Here is an 18,910-nt window from a genome sequence, read left to right as displayed (position 1 = left end):
GGAGCGCATGACGCAAGCTGTGCTGGAAAGGCCGGTGACGCGGGAACGGGCCACGCCGCGCCGCCGCCGGGCCGGCCAGGGCACGGGGTACCTCTTCCTGTCGCCGTGGCTGATCGGCGTGCTGGTGCTGACCATCGGCCCGATGATCGCGTCGCTGTACCTGTCGTTCACCGACTACGACCTGTTCGACGCGCCGCACTGGGTCGGCCTGGACAACTACACGACGATGTTCACCCGCGACGACCGGTTCTGGCACGCCGCCGGCGTCACCGCGCGGTACGTCGGGCTGTCGGTGCCGCTCAAGCTCGGGCTGGCGCTGGCCGTGGCGATGCTGCTGAACCGCGCCCACCGCGGCGCGGGGCTCTACCGCTCGGCGTTCTACGCGCCTTCGCTGCTCGGCGCGAGCGTCAGCCTCGCCCTGGTGTGGCGGGCGATGTTCTCCACCGGCGGCACGGCTGACCGGGTGCTGGCCGCGTTCGGCCTGGACACCGGTGGCTGGGTCGACCAGCCGCAGTTCGCCCTGCTGGCCGTGATCGCGCTGGCCGTCTGGCAGTTCGGCGCGCCGATGGTGATCTTCCTGGCCGGGCTCAAGCAGATCCCGAAGGAGCTGTACGAGGCGGCGGAACTCGACGGCGCCGGCGCGGTCCGCCGGTTCCGGTCGGTGACGCTGCCGATGCTGTCCCCGGTGTTGCTGTTCAACCTGGTGCTGGAGACCATCCACAGTTTCCAGTCGTTCACCGGCGCGTTCGTCGTCAGCAGCGGCCGCGGCGGGCCCAGCGACTCGACCCTGCTCTACACGCTCTACCTCTACCAGCGCGGTTTCACCGACTTCCGGATGGGCTTCGCCTCGGCGATGGCCTGGGTGCTGCTGGTGGTGATCGGCGTGCTCACCGCGCTGCTGTTCCGCGGCTCGCGCCGGTGGGTGTTCTACGCGGGGGAGGGCCGGTGACCCGCCGGTCGTGGGGGTGGCACCTGCTGCTGGTGCTCGTCCTCGTGGTGCTGCTCTACCCCGTCGTGTGGCTGATCTCGGCGTCGTTCAAACCCGCTGAGGAGGTGCTGACCGGGCTTTCGCTCTGGCCGGTCCACTCCACGGGCGACAACTACACGCAGGTGTTCGCCGGGGTCGCCGGGTACGGCGTCGGGCACTACTTCGCCAACTCGCTGGTGATCTCGGCCGGCGCGGTGATCGGCAACGTCGTGTCGTGCTCGCTGGCGGCGTATGCCTTCGCCCGGCTGCACTTCCGGGGCCGCGGGCCGATGTTCGGGTTCATGCTCTCCACCATCATGCTGCCGCAGCACGTCGTGCTCATCCCGCAGTACGTCATCTTCCAGAAGCTGGGGCTTGTCAACACGTTCTGGCCGCTCGTCCTGCCGAAGTTCCTGGCCACCGACGCGTTCTTCGTCTTCCTGATGGTGCAGTTCATCCGCGCGCTGCCCGGGGAGCTGGACGAGGCCGCGACGATCGACGGCTGCGGGCCCGTGCGCACCTTCTGGTACGTGATCGCGCCGCTGCTGCGCCCGGCGCTGATCACCACCGCGATCTTCACCTTCATCTGGACCTGGAACGACTTCTTCTCGCAGCTGATCTACCTCAACGACCCCGGCAAGTTCACCCTGCCGCTCGCGCTGCAGATCTTCGTCGACCAGACGAGCCAGTCGGCGTTCGGGCCGATGTTCGCCATGTCGGTGCTCGCCCTGCTGCCGATCGGGCTGTTCTTCTTCGCCTTCCAGCGGTACCTGGTCGAAGGCGTGGCGACCTCGGGGCTGAAGGGATGAACACGCGGTACCGCTCGCTGACGCTGCTGGGGGAGGTGCTGTTCGTCGGCCTCCTGGCCTGTGTGGCTTCGGTGTTCGCCGTGACGTCCCTGGCCGCGGCGGCCGCCGGTTCCGTCCTGCTCACCGAGCTCGCCGCCGACGCCCGGACGCCCACCGTGCGCCGGTTCGCCCGGCTGTTCCGCGCGGCCCTCGGCCACCCGGTGGCGGTGCTGGCCCCGGTGGGCCTGCTGGCCATCGGGGCCGTCGACGTCGTCGCGGTGCTGGGCGGGCTGCCCGGCGGCCGGGTGTTCGGGGTCGTCCTGGGGCTGGTGCTCGCCGGGCTCCTCGCGGCCGGTCTGCGGGGCGCGGCGGCGTGGCGGCCGGGTCTCCGGTGGCCTGAGGTGCTGGCCGGCGCGGGCCGGGAGACGGTCTCGGACTGGCGGGGCAGCGTCGGGCTGGTCGTCGCCATCGTGGTCGTGGCGGTCGTCGTCGCGCAGGCGCCGGCCTTCGTGGTCGTCGCGCCGGGGTTGCTGGGGCTGGCCGCCGTCGCGGTGCGTGCGCGGTGAAGGCACCGATCGGCATCCGGGACGTCGCCCTCCGGGCCGAGGTGTCGGTCGGCACGGTCTCCAACGTGCTCAACCGCCCCGACGTGGTCGCCGCCGCCACCCGGGCGCGGGTCCTCGCCGCCATCGACGCGCTGGGGTACGTCCGCAACGAGCCGGCGCGGCAGCTGCGCTCCGGCACCGCCCGCACGATCGGCCTGGTGGTGCTCGACGTCGGCAACCCGTTCTTCACCGACGTCGCCCGCGGCGTCGAGGAGGCGGCGAGCGAAGCCGGGCACGCGGTGATCCTGTGCAACAGCGGCGAATCGGTGACCAAGGAACGCGGGCACGTCGAGCTGCTGGCCGCCCAGCGGGTGCACGGCGTGCTGATCACGCCGGTGCAGTCCGGGCCGGCGCAGGTGCGGTGGCTGCGGGAGCGGGGGATTTCGGTGGTCCTGCTGGACCACCCGACCGCGGAGGCGGACCTGTGCTCGGTGGCGGTCGACGACCGCCACGGCGGCGAGCTCGCGGTCACCCACCTGCTGGCCGAGGGGTGCGAGCGGATCGTGATGGTCACCGGCCCGGCGGGCATCCACCAGGCGGCCGAGCGCCACCGCGGCGCCCGCGACGCGATCCGGCTGGCGGGTCGGCCACCCGAGGTCCTCGAGGTGCTGACGGCCCCGGCCCTCAACGTGGCGTGCGGCCTGCGGGCCGGCGAGCAGCTGCTGGCCAGGACCGTGCGGCCCGACGCCGTCTTCTGCGCGAACGACCTGCTGGCGCTGGGCCTGCTCCAGGCCGCGGTGCGGGCGGGCGTGCGGGTCCCGGAGGACCTGGCGATCGTGGGGTACGACGACATCGACTTCGCGGCGGCGGCCGCGGTGCCGCTGACCTCGGTCCGCCAGCCGAGGCACGAGCTCGGCCGCACGGCGGCGGCCCTGGTGATCGCGGAATCGCAGTCGCCTGCCGAGCACGAACACCGCCACGAGGTGTTCACGCCGGAGCTGATCGTCCGCGAGTCGAGCCGCCGCCCGCGCCCCAGCCGCCACTTTCACGTGAAAGCTCCGCCGGAAGAGAGGAAGAACGAATGGATCTGACCCGCCCCGGCCGCCTGGCGACGGCGGCCCTGCTCCTGGTGCCCCTCGCCCTGCCCGTCCCGGCGGCTTCGGCCGCGAACTCCCTCACCATGCTCGGCGCGGACGTCTCGACCGCCCAGCGGGCGCTCGACCTCGGCGCCACGTACACCGACGCGGCCGGGGTGGCCCGTGATCCCCTTGACATCCTGAAGGGCGCCGGCGTCAACTACGTGCGCCTGCGCGTGTGGAACAACCCCCGCAGCGGCTACAACAACAAGGCCAAGGTGCTGCAGTACGCCCGCACGGTGAAGGCGAAGGGGCTCAAGCTCCTGGTCGACTTCCACTACTCCGACACGTGGGCCGATCCCGGCACGCAGACCAAGCCCGCCGCCTGGGCTTCGCACGCCATCGGCCGGCTGCAGACCGACGTGTACGACTACACCTACGACGTCTGCTCCGGGCTCAAGGCTCAGGGCACGACCCCGGACAGCGTGCAGATCGGCAACGAGATCAACGTCGGCATGCTGTGGAACGACGGGAAAGTCGTGAACAACGACTTCACCAACCTCGGCCTGCTGCTCAAGGCCGGGTACAACGCCACCAAGGCCTGCAACAGCGGCACCCAGGTGGTCATCCACACCGCGGACGCCGACAGCGACGCGCACGCCCGCTGGTTCTACGACGGCATCCGCGCCCAAGGCGTCCCGTGGGACATCACCGGCCTGTCGTACTACTGCTACTGGCACGGCACGACGGCGAACCTGGCCGGGGTGGTGTCCGACGTGCGGTCGCGGTACGGCAAGCCGGTCGTCCTCGCGGAGACGGCCTACCCGTACACGACGGCGAACGACGACCACACGCCGAACACCATCTCGGCCGCCCAGCCGTGTGCGGGGTACCCGGCCACGCCGGCCGGGCAGGCGGCGAACTTCACCGCCGTGCAGGACACCGCCCGCGCCGCCGGCGCGACCGGCGTCTTCTACTGGGAACCCACGTGGTACGCGGTGAACGGCAACGGCTGGGATCCGGCCGACCTCACCGGGTCCGGGAACGGCTGGGAGAACCAGGCCGTCTTCGACCGCTCCGGCCGGGTCAACCCGCAGGTCCGCTGGCGAGCATGACCGCCATGGAGAGAAAACGCTTTCTCGAACCGGTGGCGCGGACAGCTTAACGTTCAGCAGATTTGCCGTTTTCCGTCCCGCAGCCGGTGTTCCGCCCGTGGTTCGCATGTTACGGTGGGAGCGCTCCCAGCCTGAAACTTTCCTGTCGAGTCGTTCTCCAGGAGGTCGGTAATGAACTGGCGATTCCTTCGCGCGCTCGTGGCCGGCTTGCTGCTGGTCGCCGGGGCGGTCGTGGCCCCCGTCGCGGCCGGGGCGGCGACTCCGACGCGGGTCATGGCGCTGGGCGACTCCATCACCGGGTCGCCCGGGTGCTGGCGCGCGCTGCTGTGGAAGCACCTCCAGGACACCGGCCACACGGGAGTGGACTTCGTCGGCACCCTGCCGGCGCAGGGCTGCGGCTTCTCCTACGACGGCGACAACGAAGGCCACGGCGGGTTCCTCGCGACCGGGATCGCCCGGGACAACCAGCTGCCCGGCTGGCTGTCGGCGACGCACCCGGACATCGTGCTGATGCACCTCGGCACCAACGACGTCTGGAACAACGTCCCGGCGAGCACGATCCTCGACGCCTTCACCACGCTGCTGGGCCAGATGCGGGCCGCCAACCCGGCGACCAAGCTGATCGTGGCGAAGATCATCCCGATGAACCCGGCCAACTGCGCCGCCTGCGGCCAGCGGGTGGCCGACCTGAACAACGCCATCCCCGGCTGGGCGCAGGCGCACTCCACGGCGGCGTCGCCGATCACCGTGGTCGACCAGTGGACCGGGTTCGACACCGCGGCCGACACCACCGACGGCGTCCACCCCAACAACACCAGCGGCATCCAGAAGATCGAGAGCCGCTGGTACCCCGCCCTGGTCGCTGCGCTCGGCCCGGACACGCCCACCGCGACCGGCCTGCACGTCGACGGCACCCGGATCCTCGAGGCCAACGGTTCCCCGTTCGTGATGCGGGGGGTGAACCACGCGTACGTCTGGTACCCCGGCCAGAACCGCGCCTTCGCCGACATCAAATCCTTCGGCGCCAACACGGTCCGGGTCGTCCTCGGCAGCGGCCAGCGGTGGGGGCCGACGCCGGCCGCCGAAGTCACGAGCATCATCGGGCAGTGCAAGCAGAACCGGCTGATCTGCGTCCTGGAGGTGCACGACACCACCGGGTACGGCGAGCAGAGCGGGGCCGCCACCCTCGACCAGGCGGCGAGCTACTGGATCAGCGTCGCCGATGCCCTGAAGGGCCAGGAGAATTACGTCGTCATCAACCTGGGCAACGAGCCGTTCGGCAACGACCAGCAGGTCAGCGCGACCTGGACGACCGCGACGAGCAACGCGATCAAGCGGCTGCGGGCCGCGGGGCTGCAGCACCTGCTGATGGCCGACGCGCCGATGTGGGGCCAGGACTGGCAGAACATCATGCGCGACAACGCGGGCGCGGTGTTCACCGCCGACCCGCAGCACAACACGGTCTTCTCCATCCACATGTACGGCGTCTACGACACCGCGGCCGAGATCAACGCGTATTTCGACGCCTTCCGCACCGCCGGGCTGCCGCTGGTGGTCGGCGAGTTCGGGAACATGCACACCGACGGCAACCCGGACGAGGACACGATCATGGCCCAGGCGCAGGCCCGCGGCCTCGGCTACCTCGGCTGGTCGTGGAGCGGCAACAGCAGCGATGTCGCCTACCTCGACATGACGAACAACTTCGACCCGGCGAGCCTGACGCCATGGGGTGAGCGGTTCCTCAACGGCGCCAACGGCATCCGGCAGACGTCGAAGGAGGCCACCATCTACGGCGGCGGCCAGGCGGACACCCAGGCGCCGTCCGTTCCGGGCACGCCGGCCGTGTCGGGCGTGACTTCGAGCAGCGCCACGCTGAGCTGGACGGCGTCGACCGACGACGTCGGCGTCACCGGCTACGACGTCCTGCGGGCCCCGGCGGCGAGCGGGGGCACCTTCGCGGTCGTCGGTTCGGCCGCGACGACGTCGTACACCGACACCGGGCTGGCCGCGTCGAGCACCTACCGGTACCAGGTGCGGGCCCGGGACGCCGCGGGCAACACCTCGGCGGTGTCCGGGACCGCGACGGCGACGACGAGCGCGGGCGGCGGCACCGGTGCGTGCAAGGTCGCCTATTCCGCCTCGAACTGGGGTGGTGGCAACGGGTTCACCGCCAACGTCACCATCACGAACACCGGCACGAGCGCGCTCACCGGCTGGACGCTGGCCTTCACCTTCACCGGTGGCCAGCAGGTGACCCTGCCGGGCTGGGGTGCCACCTTCGCGCAGTCCGGCGGTGCCGTCACCGCCAAGAACCTGAGCTGGAACGGCTCGCTGGCACCGAACGCCTCGACCGGCATCGGCTTCAACGGCACGTTCGGCGGCACCAACCCGGCGCCGGCGGCGTTCACCCTCAACGGCAACACCTGCTCAGCCGCATAACCCGGCATCCACGCAGGCCGGTATCCCCTCAGGACAAAGGAGTCCTCATGTTCCTCAGGCAGCGAGCGGTCGTCCTCGCCGGCCTGGCCGCGGCCACCCTGGTTTCCGCACCGGAGGTGGCCTCGGCCGTCGAGAAAGCGCTTCCCGCGCAGTGCTCGGGCACCGCGCCGATCAAGTGCCACTTCGCCGTCGCACCCGGAAACTACGACGTCACCGTGGGAATCGGCAGCACGACAACGGCGGCCAGCACGTCGATGTCGGTGGAGGCGCGACGGCAGGTCCTGAACACCGTCTCGACGAGCGCGGGCCAGGTCGTTCCCACGACCGTCACGGTGAACGTCCGCAACCCCGAGGGCCAGCCCACCGGGCAGGGCGGCACGGGCACCGCGGGCCTGGACATCACCTTCGGCGGCAGCGCACCCGCGATCGGCTCGCTGACCGTGACGGCCGCCCAGGCGCCGCTCGTGACGTACCTGGCCGGCGACTCGACCGTCTGCGACCAGCCGGTGGCGCCGTACACCGGCTGGGGCCAGCTGCTGCCCACCGCGGTCCGCAACGGTGCCGTGATCGCCAACTACGGGGACTCGGGGGAGAGCTCGGGCAGTTTCCTGTCGAACAGCAAGCTGTTCCCCACGCTCAAGCCGCTGATCAAGAGCAAGGACCTGGTGCTCATCCAGTTCGGGCACAACGACAAGCAGACGTCGGCGACGGCGTTCCGCGACAACCTCACCAAACTGGTCAACGGCGTGCGCGAGCGCGGCGGCAGCCCGGTGCTGGTGACCCCGCCGGTGCGGCGGCAGTTCAGCGGCACCAAGCTGACCCCGACCGCGCTGCACGTCAACGGCGTCGGCGTGGACCTGCCCGCGGTGATCCGGGCGCTGGGTAGCAGCGCCGGCGTGCCGGTGATCGACCTGACGGCCAAGAGCAAGGCGCTGGTCGAATCCCTCGGCCCATCGGCCTCCCAGAAGATCTACCTGACCCAGGCCACCGACGGCGTCACCGACAACACCCACTTCTCGGTCTACGGCGCGACGCGGATGGCGAACCTCGTCGTGCAAGGCATTCGTGAGCTCAACCTCTCACTCGGCGCGTACCTGCGCTGAACCAGGAACGGAGCAACCATGCGCAACGTCAGTAGGTGGCTCGCCGCGGCCGTGGTCGCGGCCGGCCTGGTGCCCGCCCCGGCCGCCGGCGCCGCCGCCGCGCCGCAGATCGACCGGCTGAACCGCGGGGTGGTCAGCGTCCACACCGCCCAGGGCAACACCGTCGGCTGGCGCCTGCTCGCCGACGACCCGGCCGGGGTGGCGTTCAACGTCTACCGCGACGGCACCAAGGTGACCGCGACGCCGGTCACCGGTCCGACGAGCTTCGTGGACACCGGCGCGCCCGCGGGGGCGCGGTACACCGTGCGGGCGGTGGCCGGCGGGGTCGAGCGGATGTCGGCCTTCGCCGCGGAGGACTCGCTGGCCTTGACCAGCGGGGCCGCCGCGAGCACCCGGGACGTCCCGATCCAGCCGCCGCCCGGCGGCACGACGCCGTCCGGGGAGAGCTACACCTACACCGCGAACGACGCCAGTGCCGGGGACCTGGACGGCGACGGCCAGTACGAGCTCGTCCTGAAGTGGGACCCGACCAACTCGAAGGACAACTCGCAGTCCGGCTACACCGGCAACGTCTACGTCGACGCCTACCGGCTCGACGGCACCCGCCTGTGGCGGATCGACCTCGGGCGCAACATCCGCGCCGGCGCGCACTACACGCAGTTCCAGGTCTTCGACTACGACGGCGACGGCAGGGCCGAGGTCGCGATGAAGACCGCGGACGGCACCCGCTCGGGCACCGGCCAGGTCATCGGCAGCGCGAGCGCCGACTACCGCAACTCCAGCGGGTACGTCCTGTCCGGCCCGGAGTTCCTGACGATGTTCAACGGCCAGACCGGGGCCGCGATGGCCACCGTGAACTACGACCCGCCGCGCGGCACGGTCTCCTCGTGGGGTGACAGCTACGGCAACCGGGTCGACCGGTTCCTGGCCGGCACCGCCTACCTGGACGGCGCCCGCCCGAGCCTGATCATGAGCCGCGGCTACTACACCCGGACCGTGATCGCGGCCTGGGACTTCCGGAACGGCGCACTGACCGAGCGCTGGAAGTTCGACTCGGACTCGGCCGGCTCGCAGTACGCCGGGCAGGGCGACCACCAGCTGGCCATCGCGGACGCCGACGGCGACGGCCGCGACGAGATCGTCTTCGGGGCGATGGCCATCGACGACAACGGCCGTCCGCTGTGGAACACCCGCAACGGCCACGGCGACGCCATGCACGTCGGCGACCTGATCCCATCGCGGCCCGGTCTGGAAGAGTTCAAAGTGGACGAGGACAAGTCCAAGCCGGCCGCCTGGATGGCCGACGCGAAGACCGGCCAGATCATCTGGCAGAACGCCTCCTGCAACTGCGACAACGGCCGCGGCGTCTCGGACGACATCTACGCCGGCAGCCCCGGCGCCGAGTCGTGGTCGTCCGCGGTGTCCGGGCTGCTGAACACCAGCGGCCAGAACATCGGCCGCAAGCCGTCGTCGACGAACTTCGTCATCTGGTGGGACGGCGACGCCCAGCGCGAGCTGCTGGACGGCACGCACATCGACAAGTACGGCACCGGCGGCGACACCCGGCTGCTGACCGGCTCCGGCGTCCACGCGAACAACGGCACGAAGAGCACGCCGTCGCTGCAGGCCGACCTGTTCGGCGACTGGCGCGAGGAAGTCGTCTGGCCGACGTCGGACGACCGCGCGCTGCGGATCTACTCGACCACGGACGCGACGAGTATCTCGCACGTGTCGCTGATGCAGGACCGCCAGTACCGCGAGGCCGTGGCCTGGCAGAACACGGCCTACAACCAGCCGCCGCATCCCAGTTTCGCGTTGGCCCGGTGATGGGGGTGCCGAGCTTCCGGAAAGCTGTCGCCGGGGTGCTGGCGCTCGTGCTCGTCCCGCTGACCGTGGTGTCCGGCACCGCCGCCGCGGCCGATCGGTACCGGACGGTCACGGACTTCGACGCCGGCTGGCTGTTCAACTACGGTGACGCCAGTGGTGCCGGTGGTGCCACCTACAACGACAGCGGCTGGCGCAAGCTCAGCGTGCCGCACGACTGGAGCATCGAGGGCAAGAACCCGCCGGCGAACCCGTTCTCGCAGTCGGCGCCGAGCACCGGCCGTGGCGGGTACCTGCCCTCGGGCATCGGCTGGTACCGCAAGCACTTCTCGCTGGCCGGGGTGCCCGCGGACCGCCGGGTGTCGCTGGAGTTCGACGGCGTGATGGCCAACGCGAGCGTGTACGTCAACGGCACGCTCATCGGCAGTCATCCCTACGGGTACACCAGCTTCCGCTACGACATCACGGCGGCGGCGAAACTCGGCGGCGACAACGTGGTCGCCGTCAAAACCGACACGACGTCGCAGCCGGCGTCCCGCTACTACACCGGCGCCGGGATCTACCGCGACGTGCGGCTGATCGCGACCGATCCGGTCCACATCGGACAGTGGGCCACCCGCGTCACCACGCCCGGCAACACCACCGTGCACGCGGAGACCACGGTGGTCAACGAGAGTGGCGCGGCGGCGAGCGTCAGCGTCCAGGGCGTCCTCAGCGACCCAGGCGGCGCCGCCCTGCCCGCGGTGACGACGGCGGCCAAGACCATCGCCGCGGGCGCGTCGGCCACCTTCGCCTACGACGTGCCGGTGAGCAACCCGAAGCTGTGGGACCTGGCGAACCCGAACCTGTACTCGCTGGCCACGAACGTCCTCGTGAGCGGGACGGTGGTGGACGACGAGGTCACGTCGGTCGGCATCCGCACGTTGACGTTCAACGCGTCGACGGGCATGAGCCTCAACGGCAAGAGCGTGAAGTTCCAGGGGGTCGCGCTGCACCAGGATCTGCACGGGCTGGGGATGGCCGCGCCGCAGCGGGCGATCCAGCGGCGGCTCGCGCAGCTGAAGGCGCTCGGGGTGAACGCCATCCGCACCGCGCACGACCCGCCGAGCCCGGCGTTCCTCGACCTGACCGACCGGCTGGGGTTCCTGGTCCTCGACGAGTTCTTCGACGTCTGGACCCAGCACAAGTACTCCGACGTCGGTGACTACGCGACCTACTTCAACAAGACAGCGACGTCGCCGACGGGGACACCGGCGGTACCCGGCGCGAGCGGCTCGGTGCCGTGGTACCAGGTCGACGCCACCAGCGTGGTCATGCGCGACCGCAACCATCCCAGCGTGGCGATGTGGAGCACCGGCAACGAGATTCGCGACCCGATCGCGACCCGGACGCCCCTGTTGACCCGGATGGTCGCCATCGCGCACAGCCTGGACCCAGGCCGTCCGGTCACCCAGGCCCTGTTCCGGCCGGCCGACAGCGGTGACGTCACCGGGGCCACCCGGACCATCGTCGACGTCTTCGGCGGCAACTACCGGCCGGACGAGGTGATCCAGGCCGCGAAGACGTCTCCGGCGCGCGCCGGGCTGTTCACCGAGATGGGCACCGACACCTCCGCATGGACGACGGTCCGGAACAACGCGATGGTGACCGGCCTGTTCCTCTGGACCGGTGCGGCGTACCTGGGCGAAGCCGACGGGTTGTGGCCACGCGCCGAGCCGGACTTCGGGCTGATGGACGGCGTCGGCACGGTCCGGCCGATCGGGTATTCGTGGCAGCGCACGTGGGGCGCGCCCACGACGTCGCCGCCGGCGACCGGCACCACGGCCGACCGCGTGCTGCTCTCGCCCGACCACAGCACCGTGTCCTCGGACGTCGACGACGTCTCCTACGTCAAGGCGACCGTGGCCGACTCCTCGGGCCGGGTGGTGACCGGTTCGTCCGCCCCGATCACGTTCAGCGTCAGCGGGCCGGGCGTGCTGGTGGCGGTCGACAGCGGAAGCCCGGTGCAGGAGACGTTCCGCGGCTCGGTGCGGAAGGCCTACCAGGGCGTTGCGTACGGCCTGGTGCGCGCGACCGGTGCGGGCACCATCACGGTGACCGCGAGTTCCGCCGGGCTGACGCTCGGCACGACCACGCTGACCGGGACGACGGCGCCGTTCGTGCCGTGTACCGGCAGCTGCAACTGACTCTGGAGTGTGCGCATGAAACTCGCCGTCTCCCTCGTGGTGTTCGCGACCGCGGTGACCGTCGCCGCCACCCCGGCCCCGGCGGCCGCGAACACCTACTACGTCGCTCCGTCGGGCAGTGACAGTGCCGCCGGGACGCAGGCCGCGCCGTGGGCGTCGGTCGCCCACGCCCAGGCCGTCGCGCAAGCCGGCGACACGGTCTACCTGCGCGGTGGCACCTACACCTATTCGCGCGCGAACAAGGCCTGCGCGAGCCAGACCGACCGGGTGGACGCGATCACACTGAACAAGAGCGGCAGTTCCGGCAACCCGATCCGCTATTGGGCCTATCCCGGGGAGACGCCGGTGTTCGACTTCTCCCGGGTCAGCGACGACTGCCGGATCAAGGGCTTCGACGTCACCGGAAACTACATCCACCTGAAGGGACTGGAAGTCAAGGGCGTCCCGCAGAACAACAACCTCAACCACGAGTCGTGGGGCATCTGGATCTCCGGCAGCGACAACACCTTCGAACAACTGAACCTGCACAACAACATGGGACCGGGGTTGTTCATCCAGGACGGCGGCGGCAACCTCGTCCTCAATTCCGATTCTCACGACAACTACGACCCGAGAACGTCCAACGGGGCCGGTGAGAGCGCCGACGGGTTCGGTGCGCACATCTCCGCCGGCCACCCGGGCAACGTGTTCCGCGGCTGCCGCGCGTGGTGGAACTCCGACGACGGGTTCGACCTGATCAACGCGTTCTCGTCGGTGACGATCGAGAACTCGTGGGCGTGGCGCAACGGCTACCTGCCGCAGACGACCACGTCGTCGGGCAACGGGAACGGCTTCAAGATGGGTGGCTACGGCGGCAAGTACGTCGGCAACGGCGTCAAGCACTACATCCGCACCTCGGTGGCGTTCAACAACAAGGCGGCGGGTTTCTACGCCAACCACCACACGCTGGCCAACGACTACTTCGGCAACACCAGCTACAACAACCACCCGGACTACAACATGCTCGGCATCACCTCGAGCGGCGCGGCCACCGGGCTGGGCAACCTGCGCAACAACATCGCCTACGGCGGAACCCTGACGTCGAACATGGCGGGCACGAGCGCGTCGTACAACTCGTGGAACCTGGGCGTGACGATGTCGGACGCGCAGTTCCAGAGCGTGTCGACGTCGGGCTGGGACGCGCGGCGCCAGGCCGACGGCAGCCTGCCGGTGCTGCCGAACCTGCGCCTGGCCTCGAACAGCTCGCTGATCGACAAGGGCACCGACGTCGGCCTGCCCTACCACGGGAAGGCACCGGACCTCGGAGCCTTCGAGTCCTGAGCCGGGCGGAGATCAACTAAGGTGGGTGGCGCCTGGGGGTAGGCGAGGACGAGGAGTGATCGTGTCCACTTTGACCGAGTTGCCCCACTGGACGATTCGGACCTCCGGTGACCAGGCCACCTTCACCCCCGCGAGGCACGACCCGGGGGCGCCCCAGGTGCCGCAACGGCTGGTCTTGCGCGAGGAGGACCTCCCCGGCTTCGCCAAGGCGCTCGGCGAGGTGATGAAGCTGCCGACCTACTGGACCGCACGCGCCCGGGCGGGCCGGCTGACCCTCGACGGCGAGCCGGCCTGGTCGGAGCCCCGGCGCGGCCCGGCGGACGGCTTCGTCCACGTCGACGGCCCGTGCCACGGCTCGGGTGGCTCCTTCACCGTCGGCCTGGCCGACATCCGCGCCCTGCGCGTCCGGATCGCCGCCTACCTGCACCAGCGGGGGTTCGAAGCGCGGTCCGGCGGGTAGAGGGGAGGGAGCGCACCTGCGGGGACGGGGAGACGACATGGCGATCCGGCTGGGCAGCACCGTGATCAACTGCACCGACCTGGACACGATGACCCGCTTCTGGTCGGCGGCGCTGGACCTCGAGCCGGTGTCCGAGGACAAGGACTTCCGCCTGCTGCGCGGTCAGCACGTCAACCTGTCGCTGCAACGGTCCTCGACGCCGGTGTCGGCGCGCGACCAGATGCACCTGGACCTCTACGCCGACGACCAGCGGTACGAGGTCGACCGGCTCGTCGGCCTGGGCGCGCGGTTCGTGCGCCACGTCGACGACGACCCGGACGACGACTGGGTCGTCCTGGCCGACCCGGAGGACAACCTGTTCTGCGTCTGCGTGAAACCGGCGGCGGAGGTCCGCGACCCCCGAGCGCGGGCGGGTGCCCGTGTCACGGCGTAGTGTCGATCCGTGCCGATTCCGACCGAGCGGGAAGGCAGGCCGTTCGCGCCCGCCCGCGACCACGTGTGCCGGGGCTACCGGCGCCGCGGCGACTTCGTGGCCCAGGCACAGGAGTTCCTGGCCGAGGGGCTGGCGGCCGGCGAGCGGGTGCTCTACGTCGCCCCGGGTGACGAGGCCGCGTTGACCGGGCAGCTGCGCGCGGACGAGCGCTGCGACGAAGGCCTGGAGCGCGGGGCGGTCCAGGTCGCTTCGGTGGACGAGGCCTACCCCACGGGAGCCGTCGTCGACCCCGCCGGCCAGGTCGATCTCTACGCCGCGGCGACGTCCGAAGCGCTGGCGGCCGGATTCACCGGCTTGCGGGTCGCGGCCGACGCGACGTCCCTGGTGCGCACGCCGGCCCAGGTGGACGCCTTCGCCCGCTACGAGCACGGCGGCCACCACACGAACACCGGCTACGTCGACCCGCTGTCGTTCCTGGCCGACCCACGCCCGATGACGCCGCTCCTGATCGAGAGCACCGTCCCGCGGGCCGAGCTCGCCGACCCGCGGCCCTCGGACGCCCGCCGGGCGGTGCTGGCCACGGCGCCGCTGGACCTGCCCGCGGACGAGGTGGACGACCTCGTGCTGGCGGTGAGCGAGATCGTGGACAACGCGCTGCGCCACGGCCGCCCCCCGGTCCGGGTGCGGATCTGGGCCGGCGCCGGGCAGATGGTGGTTTCGGTGCACGACGCCGGCGCCGGACCGGCGGACCCGTTCGCCGGACTGCTGCCCGCGGACCGCAGCATCGGCGGCCGGGGGCTGTGGATCGCGCACCAGATCTGCAGCCAGGTGACGCTGCACCGCCACGAGACCGGTTTCACGGCTCGCCTCGCGGCGGGCCGACCCTGGTAGCTCAGGCGCAGCGGTCAACGGCGCAAGGAAGGTCAGTGGCGCCAGCGAGACCGGCGCCCGGCGACCGGCACAACGAAACGCCTGACCGGCGACCGGCAGCGCAAGCCGACCAACGATGTGACCGCAAACCGGCGCCCGGCAACGCAACCGGACCCGCCCAGCCGCGGAAGAGCCTTAAAGCCGCGGCAGAACAAAACCCCGGCGCCGCAGCTCACGCGCAGCGCGGCTGCCCCGGGCAACTCCGCAGCAGCTTGACAACCGGCGCGCCCGAAACCGTCCCATCCGACCCCGGCATCCCCTGCGGCCAAGAAATCGACAACGCAACAGCCGACGAATTGTTGCGATAGTTCGTCTCCAGCAGCGTCCGGTCCGCGTTCACCGTGTTCACCAGGTCATAGGTCCCCGCCGGCACCTGGGTGATGTCCAGCCACTGGAAGTCCACGGTGTACTTGTAGTCATCACCCGAGCCGACGGAAATCCCTTCGAGCACCTCCAGCGCCGTGGGCTCGTGGTGCCGGCACATGTTGCCCCGCAGCGTTTCGGCGAGGTCGGCGTCCGGGCCGGTGTCGCCCGGGACGTTGCCCAGCCGCCCGGCGTCGTACACCCGGAACCGGTCGCCCAGGCAGAAGCCGTTCTTGCGGTCGGTGACCACCGTCTCGCCCCGCGGGGAGACCAGCGCGAAGTGCTCGAAGTTCATCAGGTGCCAGTGCTGGTGGGCCAGCGCCGGCTCGTAGTACGTGAAGGCCCCGGTGGCGCGCTGCGCCGCCGCGTAGCTGCCCGGGATCGAGCCGTCCGTGCCGTTGCGCAGCGCCTGCCGGACCGTCATGGTCTCCTGCTTCGTGCTGTCGCGGCGGCCGTACAGCAGCAGCGGCCCGTCGCCGACGTTCTCCTCCGCGCTGGTGAACCGCAGCCGGACGGCCTTCGCCACCGACGGCGCGACGCAGCGGCCGTTGGGGGCGGACGGCTCGATGACCGGGCACACGTCCCACGCGGTGCACAACGGGAGTTCGCCGGAACTGCCGCCGGCGCACCCCGGCGGGGCCTGGCGGAGGTCGGGGAGCAGCAGGTTCGGCGCCGCGTCGGCGTGGGGAGCGGAGGCGGAAACGGTGGCCGCGAGCGCCACGAGCGCCAGTACCGCGAATTTCTTCAGCAAGAGCGGGGCCGTCCTGTCCGGTATTCCGATCGGGCCCAGTCTAGGGTTCCGCAATTCCCCGATGCGACACCGCGTCGTCACACGATGGACTGAGTCGCCACCGGTTCCGTGGTTCCGGTGAGTAGCGTGCGGCGAACTCACCGCCCGAAAGGACCGCACCGCATGTCGACGACCACCGCAGATTTCCGTGCCGCCCGTCCGACGGCGGCAGGGCTCGCCGGAACCGGCGGGATCACGCTGGTCTGCGGCACCCGGCCGGAACTGATCAAGCTCGCCCCGCTGATGCGGGCCTTCGGCGACGGGTGCGCCGTCGTCTACACGGGACAGCACTACGACCGGTCGCTGTACGCCCGCATCCGCGCGGACCTGCCGCCGTCCGAAGCGTTCCACGAACTCGGCGTGGGGGCCGGGCGCCGCGGCGGCCAGCTCGGCCGGACGGTCAGCGCGGTCGACGAGGTACTGGCGGACCGGCCCGGCCGGGCGGTGGTCGTCCAGGGCGACACGACGTCCGCGCTTGCCGGCGCGCTCGCCGCCAACGCGCACGACCTCCCGCTGGTGCACGTCGAAGCCGGGCTGCGCAGCCACGACCGGGCGATGCCGGAAGAGCACAACCGCGTGCTGATCGACCACCTCGCCGACCTCTGCTGCGCGCCGACCGAGCTCAACCGCGGCCACCTGCTGGCGGAAAACGTGCCGGACGAACGGATCGCCGTCACCGGCAACACCGTCGTCGAAGCACTGCAGGCCGCGCTCCCGGCCACCGATGACCGGCGGGCCGTGCTGGCGGCCCGCGGGCTGGAGCGGGACCGGTTCGTGCTGGCCACCATCCACCGCCCGGAGAACGTCGACGACGCCGGGCGGCTGGCGGTGATCCTGCGCGAGCTGGGCCGGCTGCCGCTGCCGGTGGTGTTCCCGCTGCACCCGCGCACGGCCAAGAGCGTCGAGGCGTTCGGCCTGCGGCACCTGCTCGAGCCGCTCGTCGAGCTGGAACCCCAGGCCTACCCGGCGTTCCTCGCGCTGGCCGCCGAAGCTGCGGTGCTCGTGTCGGACTCCGGGGGCATCCAGGAGGAAGCGAGTGTCCTCAAGCGACCCGTGGTCGTCGTGCGGCGCAGCACCGAGCGACCCGAGATCGCCGGGACGTTCGGCACGCGGGTGCTGCCGGGCCCGGCGATCGGCGCGGAGGTCGCCCGGTGGCTCGACGACGTGGCCGGCCACCGGGAGCGCCTCCGCCACCTCCCGTCACCGTACGGCGACGGGTCCGCCTCCGCCCGGATCGTGACGGCCCTGAACGCCCTACTGGCTCAGCGGGCCGGCGTGACCGCGGGCTGATCCGCCAGCAGCGCGACGACGTCGTTCGCCAGCCGGACGCTCGAGTTCCAGCTCGTCACGTCCGGGTAGACGTGGGCGGTGGTGGCCAGCAGGAGGCCGGTGCCGTCCACGGTCACCGGCGGCCGCGCGGCCAGGTAACCGAGCGGGTACACCGGTTCCACGAACGGCGCCTTGAACACCCGCACCTCCTCGATGTCGCCGTCGCCGAGCGCGGGGTACAGGCCGCGCAGCTGCACCGACCAGCGCGCCGCGATCGCGGCGTCGTCGTCGAGGTACAGCTGCGAGTCGCGGTCGGTGTAGTGCATGACGTAGACGAGGTGCCGTCCGCCGGTGGTGCCGGCGAGCGCGGACATCGAGACGACCCCGTCGAACTCGGTGCCCGAGTGCAGCACCGGCGTCCAGTAGTGCTCGGTGACCGGCTGCCGGAGGAAGAACACGCCGGTGACCACGCCCTGGTAGGGCAGGTCGGTGTCGGGCAGCCGGGTGGCGAGCGCGTCGTCGGCGATGCGCCGCAGCAGCGGCAGCGGCACGGTGGAGACGACGTGGTCGGCGTCGAGGACCTCGCCGCCGGTCAGGGTGAGCACCGAGCGGCCGCCGGTGCTGTGCAGCCGCCGGACCGGGGTTTCCGTGCGCACGGTGCCGCCGGCCCGCTCGATCGACGTCCGCAGCGCGTCGATGATCGTCTTGTAGCCGCCGTCCGGGTAGCCGCGGGTGGCGACGTTGCGCTCGCGGCCCAGCCGCTGCCACAGGTACAGCGCGGGAACGTCCCCGAAGGACGGCCCGAACTTCGAGCCGAACATCGGCGCGAAGAGCTGTTCCCAGACGACGTCGCCGTAGAGCCGGCGCAGCCAGTCCTCGGTGCGGAGCGTGTCGAGGTCGCGCCCGTGGCCCAACCGGCGCAGCAGCAGCGAAACCACGCCGAAGCGCACGCGGTCGTGCAGCCGCAGCGGGGAGAACCGGAGCAGGTCGAGTGCGGAGTTGAAACCGTGGTGGCGTCCGTCGACGACCATGCCCATCGTCGTTTCCCGCCACCGCACCGCATCCCGCAGGCCCAGCTCGCCCAGCAGCGCCAGCAGGCTCACGTCGGACGGCATGATGCAGTGGTAGAAGCGCTCGACCCACTGGTCTTCGTGGGCGAAGAAGGTGCCGAGGCCGCCGAGCTGGTCGCTGCTTTCGAGCAGGGTCACGCGCGTGCCGCGGCGGGCGAGGCGGTGGGCGGCGGCGAGGCCGCAGATGCCGCCGCCGATCACGGCGACGTGCGGGGAATCGGGGTGGGTCACC

At 71.1% G+C, this 18,910-nt stretch carries 16 protein-coding genes; 14 read left to right on the top strand and 2 right to left on the bottom strand.

The annotated features are described in order from the left end of the window. Window positions 1-7: 7 nt before the first annotated feature. From IE317_RS16115 to IE317_RS16055, 13 genes are all read left to right on the top strand, one after another. Window positions 8-949: a carbohydrate ABC transporter permease gene (locus IE317_RS16115; RefSeq protein ID WP_191310796.1), complete on the top strand. Its 942-nt coding sequence runs from the start codon at window positions 8-10 to the stop codon at window positions 947-949. Continuing rightward, window positions 946-1,776 carry a carbohydrate ABC transporter permease gene (locus tag IE317_RS16110; protein WP_191310794.1) on the top strand — a complete coding sequence of 277 codons (831 nt, stop codon included), beginning with the start codon at window positions 946-948 and terminating at the stop codon, window positions 1,774-1,776. The genes IE317_RS16115 and IE317_RS16110 overlap by 4 nt, the downstream gene beginning before the upstream one ends. Continuing rightward, a complete protein-coding gene (locus IE317_RS16105) occupies window positions 1,773-2,321 on the top strand; it encodes a hypothetical protein (protein ID WP_191310792.1) in 549 nt (182 codons plus the stop codon). The genes IE317_RS16110 and IE317_RS16105 overlap by 4 nt, the downstream gene beginning before the upstream one ends. Then, on the top strand, window positions 2,318-3,391 hold the full coding sequence (locus IE317_RS16100) for a LacI family DNA-binding transcriptional regulator (protein ID WP_191310790.1): 1,074 nt from the start codon (window positions 2,318-2,320) through the stop codon (window positions 3,389-3,391). Before IE317_RS16105 ends, IE317_RS16100 begins: the two co-directional genes overlap by 4 nt. Beyond that, a complete protein-coding gene (locus IE317_RS16095) occupies window positions 3,382-4,491 on the top strand; it encodes a glycoside hydrolase family 53 protein (RefSeq protein WP_191310787.1) in 1,110 nt (369 codons plus the stop codon). The genes IE317_RS16100 and IE317_RS16095 overlap by 10 nt, the downstream gene beginning before the upstream one ends. A 171-nt stretch (window positions 4,492-4,662) precedes the next feature. Then, the gene (locus IE317_RS16090; RefSeq protein WP_191310785.1) at window positions 4,663-6,930 is read left to right on the top strand and encodes a cellulase family glycosylhydrolase; all 2,268 of its coding nucleotides are present in this window, start codon (window positions 4,663-4,665) and stop codon (window positions 6,928-6,930) included. A 47-nt stretch (window positions 6,931-6,977) separates the two neighbouring features. Continuing rightward, the gene (locus IE317_RS16085; RefSeq protein ID WP_191310783.1) at window positions 6,978-8,033 is read left to right on the top strand and encodes a rhamnogalacturonan acetylesterase; all 1,056 of its coding nucleotides are present in this window, start codon (window positions 6,978-6,980) and stop codon (window positions 8,031-8,033) included. Between the two features lie 18 nt (window positions 8,034-8,051). After that, window positions 8,052-9,860, top strand: a complete 1,809-nt coding sequence (locus tag IE317_RS16080) for a rhamnogalacturonan lyase (protein WP_191310782.1) — start codon at window positions 8,052-8,054, stop codon at window positions 9,858-9,860. Continuing rightward, window positions 9,860-12,043: a glycoside hydrolase family 2 TIM barrel-domain containing protein gene (locus IE317_RS16075; RefSeq protein ID WP_191310848.1), complete on the top strand. Its 2,184-nt coding sequence runs from the start codon at window positions 9,860-9,862 to the stop codon at window positions 12,041-12,043. The genes IE317_RS16080 and IE317_RS16075 overlap by 1 nt, the downstream gene beginning before the upstream one ends. A gap of 15 nt (window positions 12,044-12,058) precedes the next feature. Then, the gene (locus tag IE317_RS16070; RefSeq protein WP_191310780.1) at window positions 12,059-13,363 is read left to right on the top strand and encodes a right-handed parallel beta-helix repeat-containing protein; all 1,305 of its coding nucleotides are present in this window, start codon (window positions 12,059-12,061) and stop codon (window positions 13,361-13,363) included. 61 nt (window positions 13,364-13,424) lie between these two features. After that, window positions 13,425-13,823, top strand: coding sequence for a hypothetical protein (locus tag IE317_RS16065; RefSeq protein WP_191310778.1), 399 nt, complete (start codon window positions 13,425-13,427; stop codon window positions 13,821-13,823). A 37-nt stretch (window positions 13,824-13,860) separates the two neighbouring features. Then, window positions 13,861-14,256, top strand: a complete 396-nt coding sequence (locus tag IE317_RS16060; protein ID WP_191310776.1) for a VOC family protein — start codon at window positions 13,861-13,863, stop codon at window positions 14,254-14,256. A 9-nt stretch (window positions 14,257-14,265) separates the two neighbouring features. Continuing rightward, window positions 14,266-15,147, top strand: coding sequence for an MEDS domain-containing protein (locus IE317_RS16055; RefSeq protein ID WP_191310774.1), 882 nt, complete (start codon window positions 14,266-14,268; stop codon window positions 15,145-15,147). A 211-nt stretch (window positions 15,148-15,358) separates the two neighbouring features. Here IE317_RS16055 and IE317_RS16050 read toward each other — a convergent pair whose 3' ends face one another. Further along, window positions 15,359-16,300 carry a lysyl oxidase family protein gene (locus tag IE317_RS16050; RefSeq protein WP_191310772.1) on the bottom strand — a complete coding sequence of 314 codons (942 nt, stop codon included), beginning with the start codon at window positions 16,298-16,300 and terminating at the stop codon, window positions 15,359-15,361. 162 nt (window positions 16,301-16,462) lie between these two features. Here IE317_RS16050 and wecB point away from each other — a divergent pair, with 162 nt between their 5' ends. Continuing rightward, window positions 16,463-17,629, top strand: a complete 1,167-nt coding sequence (gene wecB, locus IE317_RS16045; RefSeq protein ID WP_191310770.1) for a non-hydrolyzing UDP-N-acetylglucosamine 2-epimerase — start codon at window positions 16,463-16,465, stop codon at window positions 17,627-17,629. On the opposite strand, the gene IE317_RS16040 is transcribed toward wecB, so the two are convergent. Further along, on the bottom strand, window positions 17,602-18,909 hold the full coding sequence (locus IE317_RS16040) for an NAD(P)/FAD-dependent oxidoreductase (RefSeq protein WP_191310768.1): 1,308 nt from the start codon (window positions 18,907-18,909) through the stop codon (window positions 17,602-17,604). The genes wecB and IE317_RS16040 overlap by 28 nt on opposite strands. Window position 18,910: the final 1 nt, after the last annotated feature.

Source organism: Amycolatopsis bullii (assembly GCF_014654205.1).
GTDB classification, from domain to species: Bacteria; Actinomycetota; Actinomycetes; order Mycobacteriales; family Pseudonocardiaceae; genus Amycolatopsis; species Amycolatopsis plumensis.
This window is presented reverse-complemented; position numbering and strand designations above follow the sequence as displayed.